Source organism: Brucella pseudogrignonensis, assembly GCF_032190615.1.
GTDB lineage: Bacteria > Pseudomonadota > Alphaproteobacteria > Rhizobiales > Rhizobiaceae > Brucella > Brucella pseudogrignonensis_B.
Genome location: NZ_JAVLAT010000002.1, coordinates 795,561 through 821,557, shown reverse-complemented (window position 1 = coordinate 821,557; position 25,997 = coordinate 795,561). Strand labels below are relative to the sequence as shown.

Here is a 25,997-nt window from a genome sequence, read left to right as displayed (position 1 = left end):
CATGGATGCTGAAAATACCACGACCATCGGTCGCGCACCCGCAAGCTGGTTGCCCCGGCGTTTCGGAGTCCCGCGTAACAGCCTTACGGGACAAATCACCCTGCGCATAAGCTCAGGCCTGCTGGTTCTTTGGGCGGCGATCACTCTGAGCTTCATCAGCGTGCATTTGGCACCCGGCGACATTGTCAGCATACTGATTGGCGAGCAGTTACGCACGCCTGAAGTCGAAGCTGCCATTCGCGCTGAATGGGGGCTGGATGATCCCATATTCATGCAATACCTGTCCTATCTCGGACGTATTCTGCATGGCGATTTTGGCCGTTCCTATTATCTGCAAACAGGCGTTTCACAGCTTTTGTTTTCGCAGATGTGGCCGACGCTGAAGCTCGCGGGGGCAGCACTTTTTGTGGCAATCGTCTTTGCTGTGGGCAGCGCTGTTTTGACAGCCGGTAAAAAGCTGCCGCGTTCAATTGCTGCGGGCACAGAACTGGTGCTGATTTCAACGCCATCCTTCTGGCTTGGCATCGTTCTGCTCTTCGTCTTCTCCTTCACGCTCAAGCTGTTTCCGGTGTCGGGGGACAGGAATTTCGCAGCACTCGTTCTTCCAGCTCTATCGCTTGGTTTGTCTTTAGGTGCGGTGATCGGACAGGTTTTGCGCGAAGGTCTGGAACGCGCACTGGAAGAACCCTTTGCGCTCACAGTGCACAGCTGGGGCACCAGCAATCTCGTGCTGCGTTTAAGACATGGTTTGCGCCACGCATCACTGCCAGCCGTGACACTGACCGGCTGGCTGATTGGTGGGCTTCTTTCAGGCGCTGTTATTACCGAAGCCGTGTTCGGACGTCCCGGTCTTGGCCGCATCACGGTTGATGCAGTGCTTTATCACGACCTGCCGGTGGTGTTGGCTGTCGCTATTTTCTCGGCGTTTATCTATGTGGTGATGAGCACCATCGTTGATGTGCTCTATCTGCTGATTGATCCGCGCCTGAGAACCGAAGGCCGGAGATAGATCATGAGTGTCACCCCCGCACTTGAAACGCACTCGACGGCAAAACCAGCTGGTACAAGCTTACGTAATCTGGCGCGATTAGTCCTTTCGCGCCCGGCACTGGCATTACCATCAATCTTTCTAACGCTCATTGCCGTTGCAACGCTCTGGCCGGGTTTACTCACAACAGCCGATCCATTGCTGGCCGATCCGCTACAGGCACAATTGCCGCTTTCGGCAGAACATTGGTTTGGCACCGATCATTTGGGCCGCGACGTGTTTTCACGCGTGGTTCACGGTGCGCGCTATTCCGTTCTGATCGGCTTTAGCGCTGTGGCTATCGGAGCTACAGCTGGCTCCATTCTAGGGCTGCTGGCTGGACTATCGCGCGGCCTGATTGATGAAGCAATTTCCCGCTTTCTCGATGTGGTGTCTTCGTTTCCCGATCTGCTGCTGGCTCTTGTTTTCATCTCGTTCACAGGACCGGGCACCGTCAATCTGATCTTTGCACTTGGAGTTGCCATCATTCCACGTTTCGCCCGTGTCGTGCGCGCGCAGACCTTTGTTATTGCGCAAAGCGGTTATGTCGAGCAGGCGAAAACATTTGGGCTGAAGCGTCACATCCTCGTGTTGCGGCACGTATTACCCCACGCCATTGCGCAGGTACCAATCCTTGCAACAATCGGGCTTGGCACAGCGATCATCAGCGCTGCGGGCTTGAGCTTTCTTGGCATGGGACCGCAGCCGCCAGCTCCCGAATGGGGCGCGATGCTCTCAGAAGCGCGCAATTATCTGCGTGTTGCATGGTGGATTGGCGTCTGGCCCGGTCTGGCCATCACACTCACCGTTATATCGATCAGCATTCTCGGACGGCGCTGGCAGCTTGCCTTTGAAGGCCGGAGGCAGTCATGACAACGCCCCTTGTTGAAATCCGCAATCTATCCATTAGCTTTCAACGCGATGACCAGTTGGTCAAAGTCGTCGAAGGCATCAATTTGACCATTCACCCCGGCGAGACGGTAGCGCTTGTTGGAGAGTCCGGTTCGGGCAAGTCAGTGACGGCACGAGCACTGATCGGACTTTCAGGCCCAAGCGCAGTCGTCAAAGCTGAGCGCTTTGAGATCGATGGTCTGAATGTCCTTGACTACCGCGATAAAGAATGGCGCGGTTTGCGCGGCAACAAAATCGGCTTTGTCTTACAGGATGCGCTGGTTTCGCTCGATCCGCTACGTCGTATCTCGCAACAGCTTTCCGATGCCTTCGGGACAACACGCTTTTTCCGAAGGCCGGATGTCACCGATCGCAGCAAGGCATTGCTGCGATCGGTAGGTATTCCCGACCCTGATCGCAGATTGCTGCAATATCCGCATCAGCTTTCCGGTGGTTTGCGGCAACGCGCACTGATTGCAACGGCAGTTGCGCGTTCGCCGTCACTGCTCATTGCCGACGAACCGACGACAGCGCTTGACGCGACGGTTCAGAAGCAGATCCTCGATCTTCTTGCGGAGCGTCGCCGGGCGGGACACACACTTCTGCTGATTAGCCATGATCTTGCTGTTGTCTCAAGGCTGGCCGATCGCGTTCTGGTCATGCACAATGGCCGCATCGTTGAGGAAGGCCCGACTAACCAGATCCTCAATGCACCGAAGGAAGCCTACACGCGACATTTGCTCGAAGCCGTACCGTCCGTCGGGTCGCGCGGCTACCGGCTATCGCCAGCACAGCCGCACCAACCGCAAGTCAGGGTGGCCCTACCAGCAAAGCGCATCGATGAGAGCACCAATGTTCTGGAAGCCAAAGGGCTTTTCAAACATTATGGCAAAGCCAACACCCCTTTGGCCGTCAATGATGTCTCGTTCTCTCTGAAAGCTGGCGAAGCGCTCGGAATTGTTGGGGAATCCGGCTCTGGCAAAACCACCGTCGCAAAGATCGTTCTGGGCCTCACAGAACCCGATCAGGGTACGGTGCATATTGATGGCAGGCTCTGGAGCAATCTGCGTGAGGAGCAACGCCGCGAACAACGTGCGCATATGCAATTGATTGCGCAGGATGCGCTCAGTTCGTTCGATCCGCGTTACACGGTTGAAAAGATCGTCGGTGAAAGCCTTGATTCCGTTCATATCTATGGTGATGAACGCCGCAAGCGTGTGGTGGAAGTGCTGGATGCTGTGCGTCTGGGCGCGCAGTTTCTCAAGCGCTATCCCCGTGAATTGTCGGGCGGTCAGCGCCAGCGTGTCGCCATCGCGCGTGCCTTTGCACCGCGCCCGAAATTGCTGGTCGCCGATGAGCCTGTAAGCGCGCTTGATGTATCGGTACAAGCTCAGGTGCTCGACCTTCTGGCCGAGCTGCAAGCAGCTTCAGGCACATCGCTTCTGTTCATTTCCCACGACCTTGGTGTCGTCCATCATCTGACAGACCGCGTTCTGGTGATGAAGGACGGTCGCATCGTTGAAAGCGGCGCTGTTGAACGCGTCTTTTCCCAACCACAGCACAATTACACACGCGCCCTGCTGGATGCAGTTCCAACGATAAGCGCCGCTTAATTTACAAGGACATTACCATGACCAGAACACGCGCACGCCGCTTGAAAACCCTGTTCGGTGCCAGCAACGTTGTTTCAGCAAGCAATGATCAGGACAAGACCTTTGGGTTCAAACGCGCAATAGAGCTTGCAAAGAAGGCTGAAGCCGAGAAAATCACTGGCCTGTTTACTGCCGACCTTCTGCAACTTGATCCGGCAGGTCTTGCAGGCACCACTGGCACGCAAGACCCGGTTATCGCGCTTGCAGCGCTGGCACATGCCACATCGCATATCGGATTGATTGCGACCGTCTCAACGACATTTCTGCATCCTTACAATCTCGCACGCCAGATCGGAACGCTGGATCATTTGAGCGGTGGCAGAACGGGCTGGAATGCCGTGACATCTTCGGTCGGCGAAGAGAATTTCGGCGGCGATCTGCCAAGTCCGGAAGAGCGTTATGAACGGGCTGCGGAATTTATCGAGATCGTGAACGCGCTCTATGATGCAAATGAACGTGATGCGATTACCCGCAAAGCGTCGGGTAATATCTCTGTCCACCCGGAGAAATTTCACCCCATCAACTATCGTGGCAAGCATTTCAGCGTCGAAGGACCACTGAATGTGCCACCGCTGCCGCAGCGTCGTCCGGTTCAGTTTCAGGCGGGGCAGTCCGATGCGGGCATCACCGTTGGCGCCCGCTATGCTGAAGTCGTCTATACGTCACAGCCAAAGCTCGAAGATGCTGTGGCCTTTGCCACCGAGCTGCGCCGCAGAGCAGCGCAGTTTGGCCGTGGCAACAATCTACCATTCATCATGAACTCGCTTCACTCGCTGATTGGCTCATCGGAAGCCGATGTTGCTCGCCGTCTGAAAGACAAGCATGAATCAATCGATTATGATCAGGGACGTGTCAAACTTGCAGATATGCTCGGCGGCCATATTGATCTGAGCGACCTGCCGCTCGACAAGTCTCTACCGGAAAACCTGCTGCCGGAAATCACGAGCATTAACCGCCGCCGGGGCCGTGTTGAAGTCTTCCGCCGCTATGCGCGTGAAGGCCTGACCCTGCGTCAGTTGATTATTGAGGCACAGGAAACCGGCCACTGGTCAGTGGCGGGCACGCCGGAGCAACTTGTTGATGCGATTGAAGAACGCTTCAATACGGGTGCTGTTGACGTTCTTTCGCTGCACGGCATTGGTAATCCCGATCAGGAAGATTTACTTTTAAATGGCCTGATCCCTGAGCTTCGCCGCCGCTCGCTGATTGATACGGATTACATCGGTTCTAACTTCCGCGCCAATCTGGAACTGCCAGCCTTATCCGTTGCGACACCATCTCAAGCCCGGAGCGCCTGAAATGGCAAAGCGTGAGGGTTTTCTGCGTTTTGGCTTGTTCGTCTATCCGGTCGGCCACCATATTGCGGCATGGCGGCACCCGGACGCCGTTGCTAATGCTGGCATCAATTTCGACTATTACCGCAACGTTGCCGCGCTGGCAGAAGCAGCCAAATTCGATCTGCTGTTTCTTGCCGATGGTGCAGGCACGCGCGGCGACAACCTCGAAATTCTAAGCCGCACAGCGCATAGCTATGTAGCACAGTTTGAGCCGCTCACGCTTTTGTCCGCGCTCTCGGCTGTCACCAGCCATATCGGTCTTGTTGCAACAGCCTCATCGAGCTTCAATGAGCCTTTCCACATCGCACGAAAATTTGCCTCACTTGACCATTTAAGCGGTGGTCGCGCAGGCTATAACCTTGTGACTTCGGCCAGCGACTTTGAGGCGCGCAATTTCAATCTCGACCGTCATTATGAACATGCCGACCGTTATGAAAGGGCGGAGGAATTTGCCGATGTTGTCACGGAGCTATGGAACAGCTGGGAAGATGATGCCTTTCTTTATGACAAGGAAGATGCACGGTTTTTCGACCCTAAAAAGCGGCATGTGCTTGATCACAAAGGCAAGCACTTCTCAGTTCAGGGACCATTGAATGTGCCGCGTTCGCCGCAAGGGCATCCGGTGACGGTGCAGGCCGGCTCATCGGCAGCAGGAAAGGAACTGGCAGCAAAAAGTGCGGATGTTGTTTTCACCGCGCAGCAGACGGTTGAGGAAGCTTCGGACTTCTACAAGGATGTCAAAAAGCGTGCAGCACACTATGGTCGTAATCCTGATGATATCAAAATCATGCCGGGCATTTTTCCGGTTGTCGGTCGCACTAGGCAGGAGGCTCAGGATAAGTTCGATCAGCTCCAGAACCTCATTCACCCGTCTGTGGGGCTCAATATTCTGTCTTCGGGCTGGTCTGGCCCCGACCTTTCGCAGTTTGATCTCGACGGCCCCGTACCTGAGTTGCCGGAAACTCAAGGCAGCAAAAGCAGACAGGAGCTTCTGTTTGAATTGGCGCGACGCGAAAATCTGACCATTCGCGAACTTTATCTACGGGTTGCGGGCGCGCGTGGTCATCTGCAGATTGTTGGCACGGCGACGGACGTGGCTGACGCGCTTGAAGAGCGTTTTGAAACCTATGGCGCGGATGGCTTCAATGTGATGCCGCCGATCTTTCCGGCAGGTCTGGAAGACTTTGCCGAGCTGGTTCTGCCGGAGCTTCGTCGCCGCGGGCTTGCCCGCAGCGATTATGATGGTCTAACATTGCGGGACAATCTCGGTTTGAAAACACCGATCCATCCCGCAAACGCTGATTATAAAAACCAATTCAACACTTTAAAAACAGGCTAGTTTTAAAACCGTTCGGCCAGCCCTATTACATAAGATGGCCGACTTCTGGCATTGCAATGATGCCAAGCGACAGAGCGGTTGCAACTGCTGACGTACGATTTGAGCAATTGAGCTTGATTTTGGCGTTCTGCAAATAGGTCACAACTGTCCAACGCGCGATGCTCAAAATCTCTGCAATCTCACCGTCGGTCTTGCCGTTCGCCGCCCAGCGAAGACAATCGATTTCGCGTGGTGTCAGCAAAGATGCCACCGCACCAGCTTCTTTATGACCACACAGTGCATTCTGGATAATTCCTGAAATACTAAGCAGACGTGGACGTAACTTTGAAACAAACTGCTCACGGTCTTGGCTTTCGTCAAGGTCGAAACCAAACAGCGTGCATCCAACACCACCTTTAGAATTTCTGGCGGACACAGCGATCAGCATATTGCCCATTCCGTGTTTTTCCGCGTCTTGCAACATCTCCGCCACTGCCGGACAAACATCCGCATCTTCTTTAAGATCGCGCACGACACCACTGACGTCACTTCGAAAATATGGTGCGTCCTCCTGAAAAATTGGATCGATAACAAAGTAGTTTTTGGCGGAATATCGTGCAACCCAACTTGGTGGTATCGTCATCACGACCGTCAGATCATCAGAGTTGGGTTTGAAGCAATCGCCCATCCGTCCACGATAGGTATGAACGATATGACGACAGCCAATTTCATCACGAATGCGTGTCAATAAGGTCAGCGTATCGCTTTGGAATGAATTGCCAAAAAAGGTCTTTTTAAAATTTGGAAAGTGAATCAAATCGAGAGTCATTGGGTAAAATCCTTGGTAGCAAAGCTGGGAGAACTTTTCTAACTGGGCTCAAAAAAGCAGCGAAGAATCGACTCCATCAGATACTTAATCTTTTTTCAGTCACATAAAAAATGGGCCGTCATGCAACCCGCAATTAATAGATAGCGTCGTCTTACTCACAAGAACGACGCGAAAATGTGGCTCGTATATAGAAAAAATAAGTTGGGAGTCAAATTTCGCGCATCCCCCCACAAAAGAAGGCATATCTGTTCCATTATGGAACGTTTTTGGGAGTTTTGCCGTAAGCTTTGAAAAAGAAATCGAGTGCGGCTTCAACAGTTCGCCTGATCGTCTGTTCTGACGGTTCGTCTTCAATTACGCCAAAAAGGCGCGGACGATACAAGCCAGACAAGAAAAGGTCTGTTAACTGATAGGACATTTGCAAAGGGTCAAACGGATCAAGCTTTCCCTCGTCAATCATACGCGACAGAAAATCAGCCATGATAAGATGGCTGCGCTTGGGACCGCGCTCATAAAATCGTGCCGATAACTCCGGCTTACGTTCACTGACGCCGAGAATAATGCGCTGTGCACGAATGGCAGTCGAAGACGTAATGAGTGTTGCAAGCGTCACACCAAACTCTGCCAATTCTTCGCGATTGGAAAAGCCCTTGTCGATCTTATCGATCATCTGGCTAAAAGTCGTCTGGCGATAATGCTCGCAAAGTGCGACGAATAAATCTTCCTTACTATTAAAATAGACGTAAATCGTGCCTTTTGACACACCAGCTTCGCGTGTGATGTCGTTCATGCTCGCCGCATCAAAACCCATCCGCAAAAAGACGCTTTGCGCGCCTTCCAGTATTTGCTGACGCTTTGCAGGGTCCTGCCCCGCCCCGAGACGGGTGCGCCCGCAGTCCGCATCGGAACAACCGTCATTATGGACGGGTGTGCTTTTGCTAACCATCGATGCGTTCTCTTCTAGGCGGTGATCACAATTCATTGTACAAAACTCATAATTTTCCCGAACCAATCGGTTCGATGAGACTTGATATGGGCAAGTTATTGCTCTAAGTCAACATCGAACCAAGCGGTTCGTTGAAGCGGTTATACAGAAAGTTTGTCTCATGTCCGCCCCCAAGTCTGTTGATACAGCTGATATTCGACCATTTCCGACGTCAGTGCCGCAGGGTGAACAATCCCGCGTGAATGCCGAGCCGTTGGGCGAACGTCCCGCTCCACAGGCGACACCGGAAACATCTGCGCCCAGCGCTTCTTCCGCACCCGCAAAAGGCGGCAAGAAAAAAGGCTTCGGCAAACGTGTTGTTCTGCCAGTTGTTCTGATTGCTGCCGTGGCAGGCGGACTTTGGTATGGTTACGACTGGTGGACCGTTGGCCGCTTCATGGTTTCAACGGACGACGCTTATGTACAGGGTGATATTGCGTCCATTGCGCCGAAAGTGACGGGCTATATCGAGAATATACCGGTCGTCGCCAATCAGCACGTTAAAGCTGGCGATGTGATTTTCCAGCTTGATGCCGGTGATTATCAGATCGCGCTTGATGACGCGGAAGCCAAACTCAATACACAAAAGCAGACACTGGCACGCATCCAGGCGCAGATTGATGCGTCAAAGGCGAGTTTACAGCAAGCGCAGGCAGACGAACAGGCCTCGCAGGCTGTGCTTAAAAATGCTGAAAGCACAATGGTGCGCATTCAAAAGCTGCACGACACGCGGTTTTCCGCACAGTCCGAACTGGATAATGCGCAGTCGTCGCTTGATCAGGCCAAGGCCAAGCTTGCGGGCTCAAATGCCCAGATCGCGTCGGCCAATGCCAATATTGACGTGCTGAATGCGCAGTATAAGGAAGCGGAAAGCACCATGCGCTCGCTTGAGCTTGCACGCGATAAGGCTGCCCGCGATCTCAACTTCACCATATTGCGCGCACCCTTTGATGGCGTCGTCGGCAATCTGTCCGGCAAGAAAGGCGATCTTGTTTCGGCCGGTCAGAAAATTGCCGCGCTTGTCCCTGTGAATGCGCTCTATATCGATGCCAACTTCAAGGAAACGCAGCTCGGCCATATCAAAACCGGCGAAACAGCGCGTATCTATGTTGATGCCATTGACGGTCCCTATATTGAAGGCAAGGTTGCATCGGTAGCACCCGCATCTGGCGCGGTCTTCTCGCTGTTGCCGCCTGAAAACGCGACCGGCAACTTCACCAAGATCGTTCAGCGCGTTCCAGTTCGGATTACAATTCCACAGGAAGCGCTTGATTCCGGCAAAATCCGTGCGGGTCTGAGCGTGACTGTCGAAGTCGACACACGAACAGCACCAGAAAACTAAGCCGTCAACGCCCGTTCAAAGAATAGTTTCGTGGTGCTTTTGATAATGCACCACCTCTTTTTCCTTTTTGGAGTGCGCCTTCATGGCTGCAGACACCACGATGGGGCCGATGGCTCCCGCAGATGATCGTATCGATCCCAAGAAGGCGATTGCCTTTCTTGCGATGGTGTTCGGCATGTTCATGGCCATTCTGGATATTCAGATTGTGTCTGCATCGCTGTCTGAGATCCAGGCGGGCCTCAGCGCCAGTTCCGATGAAATATCATGGGTGCAGACCTCTTATCTGATTGCTGAAGTCATCATGATTCCGCTTTCAGGTTTTCTGGGCCGACTTGTCTCGACGCGCGTGTTGTTCACGGTTTCAGCCGCAGGCTTCACGCTTGCCTCCATGCTCTGCGCGACTGCGACCAATATCGATCAGATGATCGTCTATCGTGCTATTCAGGGCTTTATCGGCGGTGGCATGATCCCCAGCGTGTTTGCAGCCGCCTTTACGATCTTTCCGCCGTCCAAACGGTCCATCGTGTCGCCGATGATCGGCCTCGTTGCAACGCTTGCGCCCACAATCGGACCGACCGTCGGCGGTTATCTCAGTCATGCCTTTTCATGGCACTGGCTGTTTCTGGTCAATGTCGGCCCCGGCATTCTGGTGACAATCGCAGCATGGAACCTCATCGATTTTGACGAAGGCGACAGCTCGCTTTTGAGCAAGTTCGACTGGTGGGGCCTTGCTGGCATGGCCGCATTCCTTGGTTCAATGGAATATGTGCTCGAAGAAGGACCACGCAACGACTGGCTACAGGATGAAGCAATCTTCATCTTGACCGGCGTTATGACCATTGGCGGCATCGTCTTCTTTTATCGCGCATTTACCAGCGAAGAACCCATCGTTGATTTACGCGCCTTCAAGAATGTCAACTTTGCCTTTGGGTCGTTGTTCTCCTTCGTGATGGGCGTTGGTCTTTATGGCCTCACCTATCTCTATCCACTCTATCTTAGTCAGATCCGCGGCTACGACGCTCTGATGATCGGCGAAGCGCTGTTTGTCAGCGGCCTTGCCATGTTCTTCACCGCGCCCCTCGCCGGTTTCCTGTCAAACCGGATGGACCCGCGCCTGATGATGATGATCGGTTTCTTAGGCTTCGCGGCAGGAACCTGGATGGTCACTGGACTGACAGCGGATTGGGATTTTTACGAACTGCTGATCCCACAGATTTTGCGCGGCTGCTCACTGATGCTGTGTATGGTTCCAATCAACAATCTGGCGCTTGGAACCCTGCCCCCTTCGCTGATGAAAAATGCCTCTGGCCTTTTCAATCTCACGCGTAACCTTGGTGGCGCGGTCGGCTTGGCGGTCATCAACACCATCCTGATGCGCCGTAGTGATTTGCATTACGAACGGTTGGCGGAGCATGTTCGCTGGGGCAATGCCGAAGCCGAACAGATGCTGGCAAATCTTACGGCAAAATATAATTCAGCCGGACTTGATGGCCCAACCATTGCAATCTCCAAAATGTCAGGCATGGTGCGCCAGCAAGCCACTCTCATGTCATTCATCGACGTGTTCTTTATCCTGACGGTTATGTTCTGTTCGCTGGCGGTTTGCGCAATCATGCTCAGAAAGCCGAAACAAGGCGCGGGCGGCGGTGGAGGTCACTGACCTCAACTCACACCAAAAGCCGTTTTCATACGAAACCGGCTTCGCTTCGTAAAGTTTCATAGATTTTCGTTTGAAGCTGCTCTGCACGCACCATGCCGCGCGCAGGCAAACTCCTGTCGTTTTGGGAAAAGCGTCTTTTCAAATTGTGACAATGACGAAACCTTTGTCATATTTATTGTCATAAAAATGCAGATCATCCGTAAGGGTCAATTGCTAAGTCTCTGAAAACGTGTTTCACTTTCCACCGTTGATAATTTGTGACAATTCGCAAACTGTCATCCAACCGTCATCCAGGACGGCTATCGGGAGTGCGCGAACACTGGAATCGACCGGGAGCGTTCGTCCGACTTAACAGGGGAGTTTAACATGCTTGCATTTACTGCGCGTCTGCTGTCGCTTTCGACGGCAATCGCTGTCGGTGGGGTTTCGATCGCTGCCGCTGAACCATCAGCCGAACTCATCGCCGCCGCGAAAGCTGAAGGCGAACTGACCACAATCGCTCTGCCACACGACTGGTGCGGCTATGGCGATATCATCAAGAGCTTCAAAGACAAGTATGGTCTCAAGGTTAACGAACTGAACCCTGATGCTGGTTCGGGCGACGAAATCGAGGCCATCAAGGCAAACAAAGATAACAAGGGCCCACAGGCTCCTGACGTCATCGACGTTGGCTTCGCTTTCGGCACGACTGCCAAGAAAGACGGCCTGATCCAGCCTTACAAGGTTGCAACCTGGGACGAAATTCCAGACAGCGCCAAAGACCCTGAAGGTTACTGGTATGGCGACTATTACGGCGTTCTTGGTTTCGAAGTAAACAAAGACATCGTCAAGGACATCCCACAGGATTGGGAAGACCTGCTCAAGAGCGATTATGCAAACTCGGTTGCTCTCGCTGGTGACCCACGCGTTTCCGCACAGGCCATCCTCGGCGTTCACGCTGCTGGTATCGCACGCGGTGCAGAACCCGGTGCAGAAGCTGGCAAGAAGGGTCTTGAATTCTTCAAGGAACTCAATGCGGCTGGCAACTTCGTTCCGGTGATCGGCAAGGCTGCGTCGCTGGCTCAGGGCTCGACCCCAATCGTCATTCGCTGGGATTACAACTCACTCGCAGACCGTGACACGCTTAAGGGCAATCCGGAAATCGAAACCGTGATTCCGAAAACCGGCGTTGTTGCAGGCGTTTATGTTCAGGCAATCAGCGCTTATGCACCGCATCCAAACGCTGCAAAGCTGTGGATGGAACATATTTATTCGGATGATGGTCAGCTCGGCTATCTGAAGGGTTACTGCCACCCAATCCGCTTCAACGCAATGGCTAAGGCTGGCAAAATCCCGCAGGAACTGCTCGACAAGCTGCCGCCAGCAGAAGCCTATGAAAAGGCTATCTTCCCAACTCTTGAACAGATTGAAACCGCTCAGGAAGAAATCACCAAGAACTGGGACAGCGTTGTTGGCGCAAACGTCCAGTAAGCGCACTTAATCGACCCTGTTCATGATCTGTGACGACCAGCAATGGTCGTCACAGTCTTTGCTTTCACGCGATTAATCCGGAAAGCGGGTGGTCTTTTTGGGATTCAGCTTTTAAGAAAGAACATATGAGTTCAACAGCCGATACAGACGCACCATTCCAACGGGTGCGAAAGCGTCAATTGCCGCTGTCGTGGCTTGGCGTTGCTCCGTTCTTCCTCTTTGCCATTCTGTTCCTTCTCTGGCCCACGATGTATCTCATCGTCGGTGCATTTCAGGATCCAGACGGCAATTTCACCCTGAAAAACGTTCAGGATCTTTTCCAGCCGCAAATTCTGAGCGCCTACTGGATTTCGATCAAAGTGAGCCTCGCATCGGCGCTCGGTGGCGCATTGATCGGCTTCTTTCTGGCCTGGGCCGTGGTGCTTGGCAATCTGCCACGCTGGCTGCGCCCGACAGTTCTGACTTTTTCTGGCGTTGCATCGAATTTCGCTGGCGTTCCGCTGGCCTTCGCGTTTCTCGCGACCCTTGGCCGGACTGGCTTTGTAACAATCCTGTTGCGAGAGTGGTTTGGTTTCAATCTCTACTCAACCGGCTTTAACCTGTTGAGCTTCTTCGGCCTGACCATCACCTATCTGTTCTTCCAGATCCCGCTGATGGTGCTCATTCTGACCCCTGCTCTCGATGGCCTTAAAAAAGAATGGCGCGAGGCTTCCTCGATTCTCGGCGCGACCAATCTTCAATATTGGCGCATGGTTGCTTTCCCAATTCTCTGGCCAAGCCTGCTCGGCACAACACTGCTTTTATTTGCAAATGCCTTTGGCGCGATTGCAACGGCTTATGCGCTGACGGGTTCGTCGCTCAATATCGTTCCGATCCTGCTTTATGCGCAGATCAGAGGTGACGTGCTGCACAACCAGAATCTTGGCTATGCACTGGCGCTCGGCATGATCGTGATTACCGGCATTTCGAACCTTATCTACATCTGGCTGCGCATGCGTGCCGAAAGGTGGCAGCGATGAAAAAAGGCTTCAACGCCCAGAAAATCGGTGCATGGATCGCCTTTTTCATTGGCGCGATCTACTTTCTGGTTCCACTCATCGGCACGTTTGAATTTTCGCTGCGTATGCGACGTGGTGAATATTCTTTCGATGCCTATCGGGTGGTTTTCAGTGATCCGAACTTTCAGGCAACCTTCAGCTATTCAATCGTTCTGGGCATTTTGACGATTATCTTCGGGGTGCTGCTGGTTGTGCCGACTGCCTATTGGGTGCGTCTGCGCCTGCCGCATCTGCGCCCATTGATCGAGTTTATCACCTTGATGCCGCTGGTTATTCCGGCCATCGTCATCGTGTTCGGCTATCTGCGCATCTATAATTCGTCGTCATGGCTGCCATTCACCTCATCGACGCGGGCCACCGACCTGCTGCTGATGTTCGGCTATATGACACTCTCGCTGCCTTATATGTATCGCGCCGTCGATACAGCAATGCGCACGATTGATGTTCGCACTTTGACCGAAGCAGCCCAGAGCCTTGGCGCTGGCTGGGGACGGATCATGTTCAAGGTTATCTTCCCGAATGTGATTTCTGGTGTCATGAGCGGAGCTTTCATCACTTTTGCCATCGTGATTGGCGAGTTTACGCTGGCTTCGCTGCTCAATCGTCCGGCCTTTGGTCCTTATCTTCAGCTCGTTGGCGCCAACCGCGCTTATGAACCATCGGCGCTGGCGATTATCTCGTTCGGCATTACGTGGCTTAGCATCATCATGTTGCAGCTCGTTTCACGCCTCAATAAATTCAAGACGAACGCCGGGTAATAGTCATGGCTTTTCTTAATCTCAAGCATCTGAAAAAAAGCTTCGGCGCCAATACGGTTGTCCACGACTTCAACCTGGCTGTCGAAAAGGGCGAATTCGTCTCGTTCCTCGGCCCATCGGGCTGCGGCAAGACAACCGTGCTGCGCATGATTGCCGGATTTGAAACGGCGGATCAGGGCGCAATAGAAATCGACGGAAAAGACGTCGTTGACCTCAAGCCAAACCAGCGCAATATCGGCATGGTCTTCCAGGCCTATGCACTGTTTCCAAACATGACCGTCGCGCAGAACGTCGCGTTCGGTCTTCGCGTCTCTGGCAAATCGAAAGCCGAAATCGACGCAACCGTCAAAGAAATGCTTGGTCTGATCCGGCTTGAGCATCTTGCGGATCGTTATCCTTATCAGATGTCCGGCGGCCAGCAGCAGCGTGTGGCCTTGGCGCGTGCGCTGGCAACAAAGCCGCAAGTGCTTCTGCTCGACGAACCACTGTCAGCGCTCGACGCGAAAATCCGTATTTCGCTGCGTCAGGAAATTCGTGCGATCCAGCAGAAGCTCGGCATCACCACGGTTTTCGTAACGCACGATCAGGAAGAAGCATTGTCAATCTCTGACCGTATCGTCGTCATGCATGAAGGCAAGGCAGATCAGATTGGAACGCCTTTCGACATTTATAACCGCCCTGCATCACGCTTCGTCGCTTCCTTTGTCGGCACGCTCAATATGCTTGAGGCATCAGTCGCCGAACCCGGACAGAACAGCATTGAGCTCGACGGGCGCATGATCAGAGTGAATGAAGAACTTGGCCATCACGAAAAGGGAAAAGCGATTACCCTGGCGCTGCGTCCGGAAGCAGTCAGTCTCGAAGCGCGCAAAAGCCACGATACGTCGCTTGATGCGACCATCCAGGATGTGCATTTCCTCGGCTCGGTTATTCGGACACGTGTAGCACTTGGTAAGAACCAGTTGTCCTTCGATACGTTCAATGATCCGGCACACACTCCGCCGCAGCGTGGTGATAAAGTGACAGTGCATTTTGCGGCCCATGATTTGCTCGTTCTGGCCGATTAAAGTGCACCGCAAAAGCATAAACTGCGCTTAAAACGTGCTTTTAACGCCAAAAACCAACAAAAAAGCCGCCAAAACTGGCGGCTTTTTTGTGAAACCTGTGTTCAACTGGTGTCAAAAATACGCCTCTTTTGTGGTTACGCACATTTAGAGGGATAAGTTTAAGCGCTTAGTTGCCCCATGGACCATGGAAATCGCCATCTTTGTCGATACGCTTGAAGCCATGTGAACCAAAGAAATCGCGCTGCCCCTGAATCACGTTGGCTGTACCCTGCGACTGCGTAAAGCCGTCGAAATAGCTCAATGCAGAACCAAGCGCCGGGAGCGGCAGACCTGCGAGAGCTGCCTGTGCAACGACTTTTCGAAGGCCCTTCGATGCCTTGCCCATACGTTCAACAAAAGCAGGAACCAGCAGAAGATTCTCGATTTCCTGGCCTTCAAAAGCCTGCGCAATATCGTCGAGGAACAGCGAACGGATGATGCAACCTTCGCGCCAGATGCGGGCGGTTGTTGCAAGCGGGATGTTCCAGCCATGTTCCTTGGACGCTGCGGCCAGAACGGCAAAGCCCTGTGCATAGGCAACGATCTTGCCCGCCAGCAGCCCCTGCTCCAGATCAGCAAGAAACTGCGCCTGATCAGCAATATTAAGCGTGCGCGGTGCCGGCTTATAGGCCTTTTCAGCAGCTTCACGTTCCGCTTTCAGCGAAGAAATCGAGCGTGCGTCGACCGCTGCTTCAATGCCCGTTGCAGGAACGCCGAGCATCTGTGCTTCAATCGCCGACCAACGGCCAGTGCCCTTCTGTCCGGCCTGATCGAGGATCATGTCGACCATCGCCTTGCCAGTTTCAGGATCAGTGGCTTTCAGAACTTTTGCTGTGATTTCAATGAGGTAGGAATTGAGCGGGCCCGCATTCCACTTCTCGAACACATCACCGATAGCAGGCGCGGAAAGGCCAAGACCGTCGCGCAAAATGCCGTAGATTTCGGCAATCATCTGCATATCGGCATATTCAATACCATTGTGAATGGTCTTTACGAAATGACCTGCGCCATCCGGCCCAACCAGCGCACAGCAAGGCTCGCCTTTATATTTTGCAGCCGCAGCCAGAAGAATCGGCGCGATACGATCATAGGCTTCCTGCGTGCCGCCAACCATCATTGATGGGCCATGACGAGCGCCTTCAGCGCCTCCCGATACACCCATGCCGACAAAGGTTGGATCGTTGGGGCCGAGCGCCTTGAGGCGGCGCATCGTGTCACGATAGTCGGAGTTACCAGCATCGATCATGATATCGCCCGGCTCAAGATAGGCCTTGAGGCGGGTTGTTTCGGCATCAACGGGTGCGCCGGCTTTGATCAGGAAAATGATTGGACGTGGTTTGCGGATATTGTCAGCCAGTTCTTCAAAAGTGGCGCAAGGGATAATCTTGCCACGCAGCGCGCCAGCTTTTTCGACGAATGCTTGCAGGACGGGCTCGTCGCGGTCATAGACGGCTACCGTGTAGCCCTTCTCGGCGATGTTCAGCGCAAGGTTCGAACCCATAACGCCGAGGCCGACCATTCCGATATCTGCTTTTTCCATTTTTTGCCCTTTTGAAACACAGCCATCCGGCTTGTCATACAGAATTAGAGAGCCGACAGACTGGACTGTCTTGGCTTTGACTTTCGCACTCTATAGCGCCAGTCTTTATCCTATTTCTGGATGATCTAGGGCATATGACGCAAATTTGATAGGCCTTTTTCTAAAAACTAACCGATTTAAATGCTCAGACCTTTTCCAGTTTCGCATGCGGCAACGGCGGAAGTTCAATCTCGATAACATCACCGGCCCGCACATTTCCGCCCGCTAGAACGATCGACATCACGCCTGATTTTCGTATCAACACGCCATCTTCTGTTTTATCCAGCACAGCGTTCAAAAGTCCCTTCTCATATTTCTCAATCTGTGAGCAAGGATTGCGCAACCCCGTGATTTCCAGAACCACGTCATTACCGATTTTGAGAATCGCAGATTTTGGCAGTGCGAGCAGATCAATGCCGCGCGTCGTGATGTTTTCACCCAGATCGGCGGGTGAAATATTAAACCCTTTGCCAGCCAACTCTTCAAAAAGCTCGGACTGAATGAGATGAACCTGACGCAGATTGGGCTGTGTTGGATCAGCTCTCACGCGCGAGCGATGCTTAACCGTGACGCCCTTATGCGCATCACCCTCAACACCCTCTCCCGCAACAATGCTGATCTCTGAAACAAGCTGTTTCGAAAAGCGATGCTTGGCGTCACGCGCAACAGCTACAACAATTCCACTCATATTTTTACCTTGATCTCATGAAGATGCAGACGGCAGGCAAAGCCGGTCGTAATCGCGCATATCATGCGGTATATAACACAGAATTGACAAGGGTATCGCGAAGGGGTTGGCGGTAAAATCATGACGAGCAAATACGACGGCAAGAGTTTTCGCTGGGGCATCTGGGGAACAGGCACAATTGCCAAAGCGTTTGCCACCGATATTAACGCAAGCACCGCTATGCGCGTAACCGCCGTTTGCTCGCGCTCGCTAGAAAGTGCCGCAGAGTTCAAGAACAAAATTGGCGCAGATCACGCGTTTGATGATGCAGCGGCATTTCTAAGCAGCCCCGATTTCGATGCCGTCTATATTGCCACGCCAAACGCGATGCACGTGCCACAAACGCTACAGGCCATTGCTGCTGGCAAAGCATGCCTTACCGAAAAACCGCTGACGCTCGATGCAGACGGCGCAAACGCGATTTCAGCCGCAAGCCAGGCGCATAATGTCTTTGCGATGGAAGCAATGTGGAGTCGCTTTCTGCCAGCGATCCATGCCACCCGTGAACATGTCAAAGCCGGGCGGGTCGGCACGGTTAAGCGTATAAAAGCAGACCTCTCCTACTTTCGTCAAGAAGACCCGAAAAGTCGCTTTTTTAATCCGGCATTGGGCGGTGGCGCCGCCTTCGATCTCGGTGTCTATCCGGTTTCACTCGCGCTCAGTTTTCTGGGCCTGCCTGATGCTGTGAGCGGACGCTGGACAAAAGCAAAGAGTGGCGTCGATATGCGGACGGAAATCACGCTGAACTATGCAACTGCCACAGCTGAGATCTCATGCGGTTTTGACCGGGACGGTCAAAACCAGATGCTGATTGAAGGAACAGACGGCGCAATCCTCATTCATGCACCATTTCTCAAAGCACAGCGTTTGACGATTTTTTCCGCAAAAGTGCTGAATTCAGCCCTTGGTCCGAAAGGACCGGGCGGGGTGATTGGCAAGGTGCTTAACCGTCTGCCACTTCCGGGCAGAATTGTGGAGCATCATCCATTTTCTGGCAATGGCTTGCAGTTTCAGGCGCAAGCCGTGCGCGATGCCGTGACACGCGGCAAGTTTTCAAGCCCGATCATGCCGCTTGAACACAGTGCTGCGGTGGCAAATATCGTTAGCACTGTGCTTGCTCAAAAGCCAAATTAGAAGGTGCTCTGCATCTTATAGGGCGCTGCATTTTCTCCGGCATTGTTGAGTGCGAGTGCTACTTCGGTGATGTGCAGAGCCACCGCACCGGAGAAAAAGGCCGTCTTACCGGTTTCAATGGCGCGCGCCTGATCAGCCACGCCACGCATGAAATCAATCTGCGATGGGAATGAAGGCAGGCTTAACGCATCGCCTTTTGGATAGGCGAGCTTGCTGCCGACAGCCGGTTTCCATGGCAAAGTCTTGCCGAGTTTGGCTTCCAGCCTTCCAAAGACACGCGACAGGATAGAACGCTTTCGGTCCGTTGATTCAAGCCGGACCGCCGAACGGTTATCCCATAGATCATCGACCGTGATGGAACCTTTGTCGGCCACGATTGTCAGGCTGCGGTCCTTCGGCATTGCAAGGCCGGACGTGAGACGTGCAACAAGACCGGATTTAAACCGCAAGCAACCGACCGAGAAATCCGGCGCCATGTGCAGATGCTCTGTTCCCGGTCCCTTGTTCTGGAAGGCGATAGAAGAGAAGGCAGTAACGCTTTCAACGGGACCAAAAAGCGACACAAGCCATGAGAGCGCATAGCCTGCATGTTCCAGTGTGCAACCGATCTCGAACTCATGCAGACCCGGCCATGGAGCGCCCGATTGCGAGCGCCATGTCGCCCATTTGTCGCGAAAAACCGGGCCGTCTTCCATTTCGGCATAAACCAGACGTGGCGTGCCGATCTCGCTCATTGAACCTGAAACCAGCTTCTGCGCGTCACTGAGACCATTGGCTGGTGCGGCTGCCAGTGTTAGTCCGTTAGCGGCTGCAAATTCGACAAGCGCCTTGGCATCATTGAAATCCATGGCCAGCGGTTTTTCGGAATAGACATGCTTACCCGCCTCAAGAGCGGCGCGCGAAATCGCATAATGATTTTCCGGCGTCGTCAGATTGAGGACAATCTGAACGTCTTTATCGGCCAGCACCGCATCGAAGCTCTCATAAGCACGGACATTGTAATGCGCAGCAAAAACTTTCAACCGCTCATCCGAACGATCAAAAACCCCAAGCAGCTTTAGCTGCGGGTAATTGCGAAGCGTCGTCATGTAGTAATCGGACACAAAGCCGGTGCCAACAATTGCAATATTCATGAAAAGCTCCGCTTGGGTATGGTGACTTTGGCCGTCATCCGCAGACCAAAAATTGCAAAAACGAGCATGAGCCAGACAGGATCCATGCGACGGAAAAAGAAACTTTCCAGCATCGCATTCAGCGTGCCGAAAAAGACGAACATCAGGAAAAAATCGGCAAGCAGCAGGTTTTCACGTGTTGGTCTGCACCGCATATAGTTCACAAGCGGCATAATGATAATGACAACAATCGCACAGATGAGGCCAATAAGCCCCATCGAAAGCGTAATATCGAGATAGCCATTATGCGCATGGACAATGCCGCGTACATCCCACTCCAGATAATAAGGATTTGCAGCTTCTTTTGCGGCACCGGTACTCCAAAAACTTTCAAACCCGAACCCCGTCCACGGCCGACTATGCAAAGCTTCAATCGCAAAGGCCCAGATCGACGTTCTGCCCGTAAAGGTCGGATCAACTGAGACCTTCAAAACCATTTGATGGAGTGGTTCAAACAGCACCGTTCCAATTGTGAACAATGCGAACATCAATTGAATGACAAAAATCATCAGCGGCGCAAGTCCACGAAGGCCAAACAGGCCCGGCCCAACGACCAACAGCATGGCGAAGGGCACCAGTGCCACCGTAGTTTTAGAACCTGTATGCGCGACAAAGAACAATGCAAGTAACGCAATCACGGCTCCACTGATGCGCCAGCCCCGCCGCCACAGATAAATACCTGCGAAAGCAAAAGTGGCCATAACCGGCCCGGCAATGTTCTTATGTGTAAATACGCCACGCCAGAGGAAAGAATTCTGTGGCTCGACGGCATCAGCGCCATGTGTGCCGAGATTGGGTAAGAGCACCACACCCGCATAGGAGACAATGATAACGATAGACGCCACAATAAGCAGCATCCATGAATAGCTATCTGCATCCTGTGGCAAAGCAAGCACCGCGATGATTGCGAGCACACCGATCAATGTCAGCATGATCCCGCGAATGGCCGTTGACGGATCAGGGCTGACAAAGGCTGAGGCCAGAAGAATAGCAAACATCAGCACCCAGCCGATGCTAACCAAGCGCACGACCTTTCCTGGCTGCGCAAACATGGCCAAAGACACGAGCGCGACGGCCCCAACAATGCCAAAGCCTAGCTGATTAATCGTATCACCAGCTGGTTGACCATCCGTAACCACGACCGGCGTGAACGGGCGAAACGAAACCAGAAGAATGCACAGAATCGCCGTAGCGATGACGAGCGCTATTTGGCGCATCGCCATTCGCGTCGGATCGGAAGCACTATTATGCGTGCCTATCCGGGTTGCGATACCGCTCATTCAGATATCCAAGCCAAATTACGCAACAACAGCTTAACTCTAACACTGAAGACAAGCTGTTATTTTCTTTGAGTTTAGAAAATCCATACAATCGAATTGATTGGAGAATCGTTAAACTTCATAAGTTGTTGCTTATTTGGGGGCTCGTACAGCTGTTTCCCGCAAGATAAGCTCAACTGGCCAAAGCTCGTTAACGTCCGACGCAACGCGGCCATCAAGCATATCCATCAACAGATCGGCACAGCGCTTGCCAGCAGCACGCATGGAAGAGCGTGTGGCAGTAAGCGAAGGGACCATATTGTCTGCACTTAGGAAGGAGATAACGTCATCATGAGCGATGACTGAAAGGTCTTTGCCAATTGTCAGGCCGAGCGACCGCGCTGCGCGATAAATACCCAAAGCCGTCATCATCGAACCCGCAACAAACGCCGTTGGGCGGGGATTTCGCTCCAGCAATTTTTTGGCAAGGCGATAACCGACCTCATCGGTGAAATCGCCATGTTCAACAAGCTCTGGATCGAAGACAACGCCTTTTTCTTCAAGCGCCTTGCGATACCCTGCATCGCGGTGAAGTGAGAAAGTAAAACCATATCGCCCATTGATCATGGCGATATGCGTGTGGCCGAGATCGAGCAAATGTGCGGTCGCACGATAAACTGCGCCTTCATTATCGATGTCCAGCCACGCATGCGGGATATCAGTGTCCGAGCGTCCATGGACAAGAAATGGCATGCCAAGTTCATGAAGTAATCTTATGCGCTCGTCATTTGGTTTGGGCGACGTGATGATAATCGCATCGACCCGCCTGCTGGTTGCAAGCCTGCGGCAGAGCTGCACCTCGTCGTCAGTGCCAGTGCTTGCCGTCGGACTCACCAGAATATCGACCTCATCGACACTCAGACGCTCAGCCATTCCGCGCATGAATTCTGCAAAGTGAAACTCACTGTTGCGCCCCATCACAACGCCAATTGCTCCGGCACGGCCAGTCACCAGCCGTACAGCATTGACATTCGGCCTGTAGCCAAGGCGGACAGCTTCGTCCATTACGCGCTTGCGTGTGCTTTCGGCAACCTCCGGATAACCGCTCAGCGCACGGCTGACAGTAGTGGCAGAGAGACCGACTTGTTTGGCAAATTCGCGAAGTTTCATGTGGGTTATCGATTTAGAGACATATGAGGCAGACGATTATTGCAGAGTTGCAGCTACTAATATTTGGCATATCCAGAGTTGATTGTAACGACAATGACGAATTTTGAAAGCGTTTTCAATAATTTTGAAAAACTTATCGTGAATCATCACGCGATTGCATCGCAGAAAACAAAGCTCCGCTTTTCAGAAACATTGGTATAGCATTGAATTCAAATAGTAAAAGCTTATAAAATTAATTCTTGTTGAGCTGCAACAATGAGTGGGTTGACAGAAAAGCTCTCGTCTGCAACCTTTTCTCTATCCAAACCGTTTTCGATTTTATCAAACCGCTTGCAGAATGGATGGGAGGAGGAACCAATGAAAAAGATAACCAGTGCTCTGGCAGCATGTGCAGTTTTTGGGCTGGCAACGACGTTTGCTCAGGCTGACGAGATTTCAATTGCTGCAAATTCGACCGGCAATAACATCAAGTTTCTACAGGAACAGATTTCCAAATTTGAGAAAGACACTGGCCACAAGGTCAACATCGTTGCGATGCCGTCGTCCAGCAGCGAGCAATTCAGCCAGTATCGGTTGTGGCTTGCGGCAGGCAATGCGGATATTGATGTTTATCAAACCGATATCGTGTGGGCACCACAGCTTTCGGACCAGTTTGTCGATCTGAAAGAAGCAACAAAAGACGTCACTGGCACGCATTTCCCATCAATCATCGCATCGCAGACAGTAAACGGTAAACTGGTCGCACTGCCATTTTATACGGATGCACCAGCGCTGTTTTATCGCAAAGACTTGCTGGAAAAATATGGCAAGCCCGTCCCGAAAACATGGGATGAAATGACGACGACCGCCAAAGAAATCATGGATAAAGAGCGTGCCGACGGCAAGGCTGATCTTTGGGGCTTTGTGTTCCAAGGGAATTCTTATGAAGGGTTGACATGCAACGCACTTGAATGGGTTAAATCGTCAGGTGGTGGTCAGATTGTTGAAGCCGATGGAACGATTTCGATCAACAATGAACAGGCCGCAGCAGCCCTTGATCGCGCAAAAGGCTGGATCAATTCCATATCACCACAGGGTGTATTGGCTTATCAGGAAGAAGAGTCGCGCGGTGTCTGGCAGACGGGGAACGCCGTCTTTATGCGCAACTGGCCTTATGCTTATGCACTCGGAAATAATGACGATAGCGCAGTTAAAGGCAAATTTGACGTCGCGCCTCTGCCAGCTGGCACGGAAGGTGAAGCGCCCTCCTCTGCACTGGGTGGCTGGAACCTGGCTGTATCCAAATACTCAACCAAGCAAGATGCTGCGGTTGAACTGGTGAAATATCTCGCTTCCCCGGAAGTGCAGAAAATGCAGGCCATCGAAATCTCGCGTCTCCCGACCATTGAAGCGCTCTATGATGATCAGGAAATCATCGCAGCGCAGCCATTTATGGCCAACTGGAAACCGATATTTCAAAACGCAGTACCGCGCCCATCGGCAGCCACAAAGGTGAAATATAACGAGGTTTCTGCCAAGTTCTGGAATGCTGTCCACAAGACCCTTTCTGGCAATGGCACCGCGGCTGAAAACCTTGAATTGCTTGAAGTCGAACTGACAGAACTTGAAGGTTCTGGCTGGTAAGCACTGTTCAAGCGGCGTTCGGATTATGGTCCCAAGCAATCCGAACGCATTTTTCCCAAGCGAGAAAGTCCCAGAGGAAAATCATGACGGAGACCTCTCTTGATGGTTCAAGGGTGGCATCGGGGAACCGACGCCACTCGGACCTCCACAAGCAGCGAATTCGCTCGGCCTGGTTGTTTCTTGCACCGACACTGCTTGTCTTGGCGCTCGTTGCCGGATGGCCGCTGCTCCGCACTATCTATTTCAGCTTCACCAATGCGTCGTTGACGAGCTTAGCGACAGCTGAATTTGTCGGCTTCAAGAATTACCTGACATGGATCACACTCAAGAGTGGCAAAACCGTCTATCGCGGGCTTCTCGTTGATCCGGCATGGTGGGGGGCAGTCTGGAATACCATCCGTTTCACCATTTTCTCCGTCAGTCTTGAGACTCTATTCGGCCTCATCGTGGCATTGGTGCTAAACGCGCAGTTTCGTGGCCGTGGGCTCGTCCGCGCAGCCATTCTCATCCCATGGGCGATACCGACTATTGTTTCGGCCAAAATGTGGGGCTGGATGCTCAACGACCAGTTCGGCATTCTCAATCACATTCTGCTTAATCTTGGCATCATCAGCCAGAAAATCGCTTGGACGGCAAATCCTGATACGGCGATGATTGCGGTTCTGATTGTGGATGTCTGGAAAACAACGCCCTTCATGGCGCTGCTTATCCTTGCGGGTTTGCAAATGGTCCCATCAGACATTTATGAAGCCGCAAAAATAGATGATGTCCATCCAATCAAGGTCTTCTGGCGCGTTACACTGCCACTTATCCGCCCTGCACTGATGGTAGCCGTGATTTTCCGTATGCTGGATGCATTGCGCATCTTCGACCTGATTTACGTACTGACGCCCAACAACGCTCAGACAAAAACAATGTCGGTGTTTGCCCGTGAAAATCTCTTCGACTTCGATAAGTTCGCTTATGGGGCGACAGCGTCTACGATGCTTTTTCTCATTATCGCAGCGATCACAGTCCTCTACATGTTTTTTGGACGTGTAAACCTCAGCGGCAAGGGAGAGTAGCATCATGCATTATGTGAAAAGCCTTAGCTTTTATCTGCTGGTTGCGTTCATCATCCTGATTGCGGTGTTTCCGTTTTACTATGCGATCATCACGAGCTTCAAATCAGGAACGGCGCTGTTTCAGGTCGATTTCTGGCCAGAAAGCTTCTCGGTCGCCAATTATACGGGCGTGCTGACCCATGGAAGCTTCGTTCAAAGTCTCGGAAACTCGCTTCTTGTTGCAACGGTTGTGGTCGCAATCTCGCTGCTGCTTGCCGTGACTGCCGCCTATGCGCTGGCGCGCGTTAATTTCCGTGGCCGCGGGTTGTTGCTGCTGACCATCTTGTCGGTCTCGATGTTCCCGCAAATTGCGGTGCTGGCCGGCCTGTTTGAACTGATACGCTTTCTCGGCATCTTCAACACGCCGCTGGCGCTCATTTTCTCTTACATGATCTTCACGCTGCCATTCACCGTCTGGGTGCTTACCACTTTCATGCGTGATCTACCTGTCGAAATCGAAGAAGCCGCAATTGTCGATGGTGCCTCATCATGGGTGATTATTACGCGCGTTTTCATGCCGCTGATGTGGCCCGCTCTCGTCACAACCGGGTTGCTCGCGTTCATTTCTGCATGGAACGAATTCCTTTTCGCGCTGACCTTCACCTCTTCAGCAGGGCAGCGCACGGTTCCGGTCGCCATCGCACTTCTATCTGGCAGCAGCCAGTTTGAAATTCCATGGGGCAACATCATGGCCGCATCGGTCATTGTCACCGTTCCTCTTGTTGTCCTCGTTCTCATCTTCCAGCGGCGGATCGTTTCCGGTCTCACGGCTGGCGGTGTCAAAGGCTAGGAGTTTA

General features: G+C 52.7%; 22 protein-coding genes. 15 read left to right on the top strand and 7 right to left on the bottom strand.

Going from position 1 to position 25,997, the window contains the following annotated elements:
- Position 1 precedes the first annotated feature (1 nt).
- The 5 genes from RI570_RS15180 to RI570_RS15160 are packed head-to-tail and all read left to right on the top strand — an operon-like array spanning position 2 to position 6,246.
- Complete coding sequence (locus RI570_RS15180) at positions 2-1,009, top strand: ABC transporter permease (protein ID WP_313829395.1); 1,008 nt, start codon at positions 2-4, stop codon at positions 1,007-1,009.
- 3 nt (positions 1,010-1,012) lie between these two features.
- A complete protein-coding gene (locus tag RI570_RS15175; RefSeq protein WP_313829394.1) occupies positions 1,013-1,900 on the top strand; it encodes an ABC transporter permease in 888 nt (295 codons plus the stop codon).
- Positions 1,897-3,531: an ABC transporter ATP-binding protein gene (locus RI570_RS15170; protein ID WP_313829393.1), complete on the top strand. Its 1,635-nt coding sequence runs from the start codon at positions 1,897-1,899 to the stop codon at positions 3,529-3,531. The genes RI570_RS15175 and RI570_RS15170 overlap by 4 nt, the downstream gene beginning before the upstream one ends.
- A 17-nt stretch (positions 3,532-3,548) precedes the next feature.
- The gene (locus RI570_RS15165; protein WP_313829392.1) at positions 3,549-4,868 is read left to right on the top strand and encodes an NtaA/DmoA family FMN-dependent monooxygenase; all 1,320 of its coding nucleotides are present in this window, start codon (positions 3,549-3,551) and stop codon (positions 4,866-4,868) included.
- A 1-nt stretch (position 4,869) separates the two neighbouring features.
- Positions 4,870-6,246, top strand: a complete 1,377-nt coding sequence (locus RI570_RS15160; protein ID WP_313829390.1) for an LLM class flavin-dependent oxidoreductase — start codon at positions 4,870-4,872, stop codon at positions 6,244-6,246.
- Positions 6,247-6,271: 25 nt separating this feature from the next.
- Here the strand turns inward: RI570_RS15160 and RI570_RS15155 are convergent, their stop codons facing one another.
- Both RI570_RS15155 and RI570_RS15150 read right to left on the bottom strand, forming a co-directional pair.
- On the bottom strand, positions 6,272-7,054 hold the full coding sequence (locus RI570_RS15155) for a LuxR family transcriptional regulator (RefSeq protein WP_313829389.1): 783 nt from the start codon (positions 7,052-7,054) through the stop codon (positions 6,272-6,274).
- A 253-nt stretch (positions 7,055-7,307) separates the two neighbouring features.
- Positions 7,308-8,000 (bottom strand): TetR/AcrR family transcriptional regulator, encoded by a 693-nt coding sequence (locus tag RI570_RS15150; RefSeq protein ID WP_313829388.1) that lies wholly within the window; start codon positions 7,998-8,000, stop codon positions 7,308-7,310.
- A gap of 160 nt (positions 8,001-8,160) precedes the next feature.
- On the opposite strand from RI570_RS15150, the gene RI570_RS15145 reads away from it, so the two are divergent.
- The 6 genes from RI570_RS15145 (at position 8,161) to RI570_RS15120 (ending at position 15,394) form a co-directional block, all read left to right on the top strand.
- Positions 8,161-9,381 (top strand): HlyD family secretion protein, encoded by a 1,221-nt coding sequence (locus RI570_RS15145; RefSeq protein ID WP_313829387.1) that lies wholly within the window; start codon positions 8,161-8,163, stop codon positions 9,379-9,381.
- Positions 9,382-9,463: 82 nt separating this feature from the next.
- Positions 9,464-11,041 (top strand): DHA2 family efflux MFS transporter permease subunit, encoded by a 1,578-nt coding sequence (locus tag RI570_RS15140; protein WP_313829386.1) that lies wholly within the window; start codon positions 9,464-9,466, stop codon positions 11,039-11,041.
- A 366-nt stretch (positions 11,042-11,407) separates the two neighbouring features.
- On the top strand, positions 11,408-12,511 hold the full coding sequence (locus RI570_RS15135; protein ID WP_313829385.1) for an ABC transporter substrate-binding protein: 1,104 nt from the start codon (positions 11,408-11,410) through the stop codon (positions 12,509-12,511).
- Between the two features lie 125 nt (positions 12,512-12,636).
- Positions 12,637-13,530, top strand: a complete 894-nt coding sequence (locus tag RI570_RS15130; RefSeq protein ID WP_313829384.1) for an ABC transporter permease subunit — start codon at positions 12,637-12,639, stop codon at positions 13,528-13,530.
- Positions 13,527-14,327 carry an ABC transporter permease gene (locus RI570_RS15125; RefSeq protein WP_313829383.1) on the top strand — a complete coding sequence of 267 codons (801 nt, stop codon included), beginning with the start codon at positions 13,527-13,529 and terminating at the stop codon, positions 14,325-14,327. The genes RI570_RS15130 and RI570_RS15125 overlap by 4 nt, the downstream gene beginning before the upstream one ends.
- Before the next feature lie 5 nt (positions 14,328-14,332).
- Entirely contained in the window at positions 14,333-15,394 is a 1,062-nt protein-coding gene (locus RI570_RS15120; protein ID WP_313829382.1) for an ABC transporter ATP-binding protein, read from the top strand.
- A gap of 166 nt (positions 15,395-15,560) precedes the next feature.
- On the opposite strand, the gene gndA is transcribed toward RI570_RS15120, so the two are convergent.
- Complete coding sequence (gene gndA / locus RI570_RS15115) at positions 15,561-16,973, bottom strand: NADP-dependent phosphogluconate dehydrogenase (protein WP_313829381.1); 1,413 nt, start codon at positions 16,971-16,973, stop codon at positions 15,561-15,563.
- Positions 16,974-17,157: 184 nt separating this feature from the next.
- On the bottom strand, positions 17,158-17,700 hold the full coding sequence (locus RI570_RS15110; protein ID WP_313829380.1) for an MOSC domain-containing protein: 543 nt from the start codon (positions 17,698-17,700) through the stop codon (positions 17,158-17,160).
- Positions 17,701-17,820: 120 nt separating this feature from the next.
- On the opposite strand from RI570_RS15110, the gene RI570_RS15105 reads away from it, so the two are divergent.
- Positions 17,821-18,873, top strand: coding sequence for a Gfo/Idh/MocA family protein (locus tag RI570_RS15105; protein ID WP_409558681.1), 1,053 nt, complete (start codon positions 17,821-17,823; stop codon positions 18,871-18,873).
- On the opposite strand, the gene RI570_RS15100 is transcribed toward RI570_RS15105, so the two are convergent.
- The 3 genes from RI570_RS15100 to RI570_RS15090 form a co-directional block, all read right to left on the bottom strand.
- Positions 18,870-20,006, bottom strand: coding sequence for a Gfo/Idh/MocA family oxidoreductase (locus RI570_RS15100; RefSeq protein WP_313829379.1), 1,137 nt, complete (start codon positions 20,004-20,006; stop codon positions 18,870-18,872). The two genes, RI570_RS15105 and RI570_RS15100, sit on opposite strands and share 4 nt — an antisense overlap.
- Positions 20,003-21,325 carry an O-antigen ligase family protein gene (locus tag RI570_RS15095; protein WP_409558680.1) on the bottom strand — a complete coding sequence of 441 codons (1,323 nt, stop codon included), beginning with the start codon at positions 21,323-21,325 and terminating at the stop codon, positions 20,003-20,005. The genes RI570_RS15100 and RI570_RS15095 overlap by 4 nt, the downstream gene beginning before the upstream one ends.
- Positions 21,326-21,457: 132 nt before the next feature.
- A complete protein-coding gene (locus tag RI570_RS15090) occupies positions 21,458-22,474 on the bottom strand; it encodes a substrate-binding domain-containing protein (protein WP_313829378.1) in 1,017 nt (338 codons plus the stop codon).
- Positions 22,475-22,831: 357 nt separating this feature from the next.
- Here RI570_RS15090 and RI570_RS15085 point away from each other — a divergent pair, with 357 nt between their 5' ends.
- The 3 genes from RI570_RS15085 to RI570_RS15075 all read left to right on the top strand — a co-directional run bounded on the left by RI570_RS15085 (position 22,832) and on the right by RI570_RS15075 (position 25,990).
- Positions 22,832-24,097: an ABC transporter substrate-binding protein gene (locus tag RI570_RS15085; protein ID WP_313829377.1), complete on the top strand. Its 1,266-nt coding sequence runs from the start codon at positions 22,832-22,834 to the stop codon at positions 24,095-24,097.
- 83 nt (positions 24,098-24,180) lie between these two features.
- A complete protein-coding gene (locus tag RI570_RS15080; RefSeq protein ID WP_313829376.1) occupies positions 24,181-25,161 on the top strand; it encodes a sugar ABC transporter permease in 981 nt (326 codons plus the stop codon).
- Positions 25,162-25,165: 4 nt separating this feature from the next.
- Positions 25,166-25,990: a carbohydrate ABC transporter permease gene (locus RI570_RS15075; protein WP_409558679.1), complete on the top strand. Its 825-nt coding sequence runs from the start codon at positions 25,166-25,168 to the stop codon at positions 25,988-25,990.
- The last annotated feature ends 7 nt before the right edge of the window (positions 25,991-25,997 follow it).

Coding starts and splice junctions, on each gene's coding strand:
- RI570_RS15100 (WP_313829379.1), bottom strand. CDS start 20,006: ATGAATATTGCAATTGTTGGCACCGGCTTTGTGTCCGATTACTACATG.
- RI570_RS15135 (WP_313829385.1), top strand. CDS start 11,408: ATGCTTGCATTTACTGCGCGTCTGCTGTCGCTTTCGACGGCAATCGCT.
- RI570_RS15180 (WP_313829395.1), top strand. CDS start 2: ATGGATGCTGAAAATACCACGACCATCGGTCGCGCACCCGCAAGCTGG.
- RI570_RS15090 (WP_313829378.1), bottom strand. CDS start 22,474: ATGAAACTTCGCGAATTTGCCAAACAAGTCGGTCTCTCTGCCACTACT.
- RI570_RS15150 (WP_313829388.1), bottom strand. CDS start 8,000: ATGGTTAGCAAAAGCACACCCGTCCATAATGACGGTTGTTCCGATGCG.
- RI570_RS15175 (WP_313829394.1), top strand. CDS start 1,013: ATGAGTGTCACCCCCGCACTTGAAACGCACTCGACGGCAAAACCAGCT.
- RI570_RS15170 (WP_313829393.1), top strand. CDS start 1,897: ATGACAACGCCCCTTGTTGAAATCCGCAATCTATCCATTAGCTTTCAA.
- RI570_RS15095 (WP_409558680.1), bottom strand. CDS start 21,325: ATGAGCGGTATCGCAACCCGGATAGGCACGCATAATAGTGCTTCCGAT.
- RI570_RS15085 (WP_313829377.1), top strand. CDS start 22,832: ATGAAAAAGATAACCAGTGCTCTGGCAGCATGTGCAGTTTTTGGGCTG.
- RI570_RS15110 (WP_313829380.1), bottom strand. CDS start 17,700: ATGAGTGGAATTGTTGTAGCTGTTGCGCGTGACGCCAAGCATCGCTTT.
- RI570_RS15120 (WP_313829382.1), top strand. CDS start 14,333: ATGGCTTTTCTTAATCTCAAGCATCTGAAAAAAAGCTTCGGCGCCAAT.
- RI570_RS15155 (WP_313829389.1), bottom strand. CDS start 7,054: ATGACTCTCGATTTGATTCACTTTCCAAATTTTAAAAAGACCTTTTTT.
- RI570_RS15080 (WP_313829376.1), top strand. CDS start 24,181: ATGACGGAGACCTCTCTTGATGGTTCAAGGGTGGCATCGGGGAACCGA.
- RI570_RS15165 (WP_313829392.1), top strand. CDS start 3,549: ATGACCAGAACACGCGCACGCCGCTTGAAAACCCTGTTCGGTGCCAGC.
- RI570_RS15160 (WP_313829390.1), top strand. CDS start 4,870: ATGGCAAAGCGTGAGGGTTTTCTGCGTTTTGGCTTGTTCGTCTATCCG.
- RI570_RS15105 (WP_409558681.1), top strand. CDS start 17,821: ATGACGAGCAAATACGACGGCAAGAGTTTTCGCTGGGGCATCTGGGGA.
- RI570_RS15130 (WP_313829384.1), top strand. CDS start 12,637: ATGAGTTCAACAGCCGATACAGACGCACCATTCCAACGGGTGCGAAAG.
- gndA (WP_313829381.1), bottom strand. CDS start 16,973: ATGGAAAAAGCAGATATCGGAATGGTCGGCCTCGGCGTTATGGGTTCG.
- RI570_RS15145 (WP_313829387.1), top strand. CDS start 8,161: ATGTCCGCCCCCAAGTCTGTTGATACAGCTGATATTCGACCATTTCCG.
- RI570_RS15125 (WP_313829383.1), top strand. CDS start 13,527: ATGAAAAAAGGCTTCAACGCCCAGAAAATCGGTGCATGGATCGCCTTT.
- RI570_RS15075 (WP_409558679.1), top strand. CDS start 25,166: ATGCATTATGTGAAAAGCCTTAGCTTTTATCTGCTGGTTGCGTTCATC.
- RI570_RS15140 (WP_313829386.1), top strand. CDS start 9,464: ATGGCTGCAGACACCACGATGGGGCCGATGGCTCCCGCAGATGATCGT.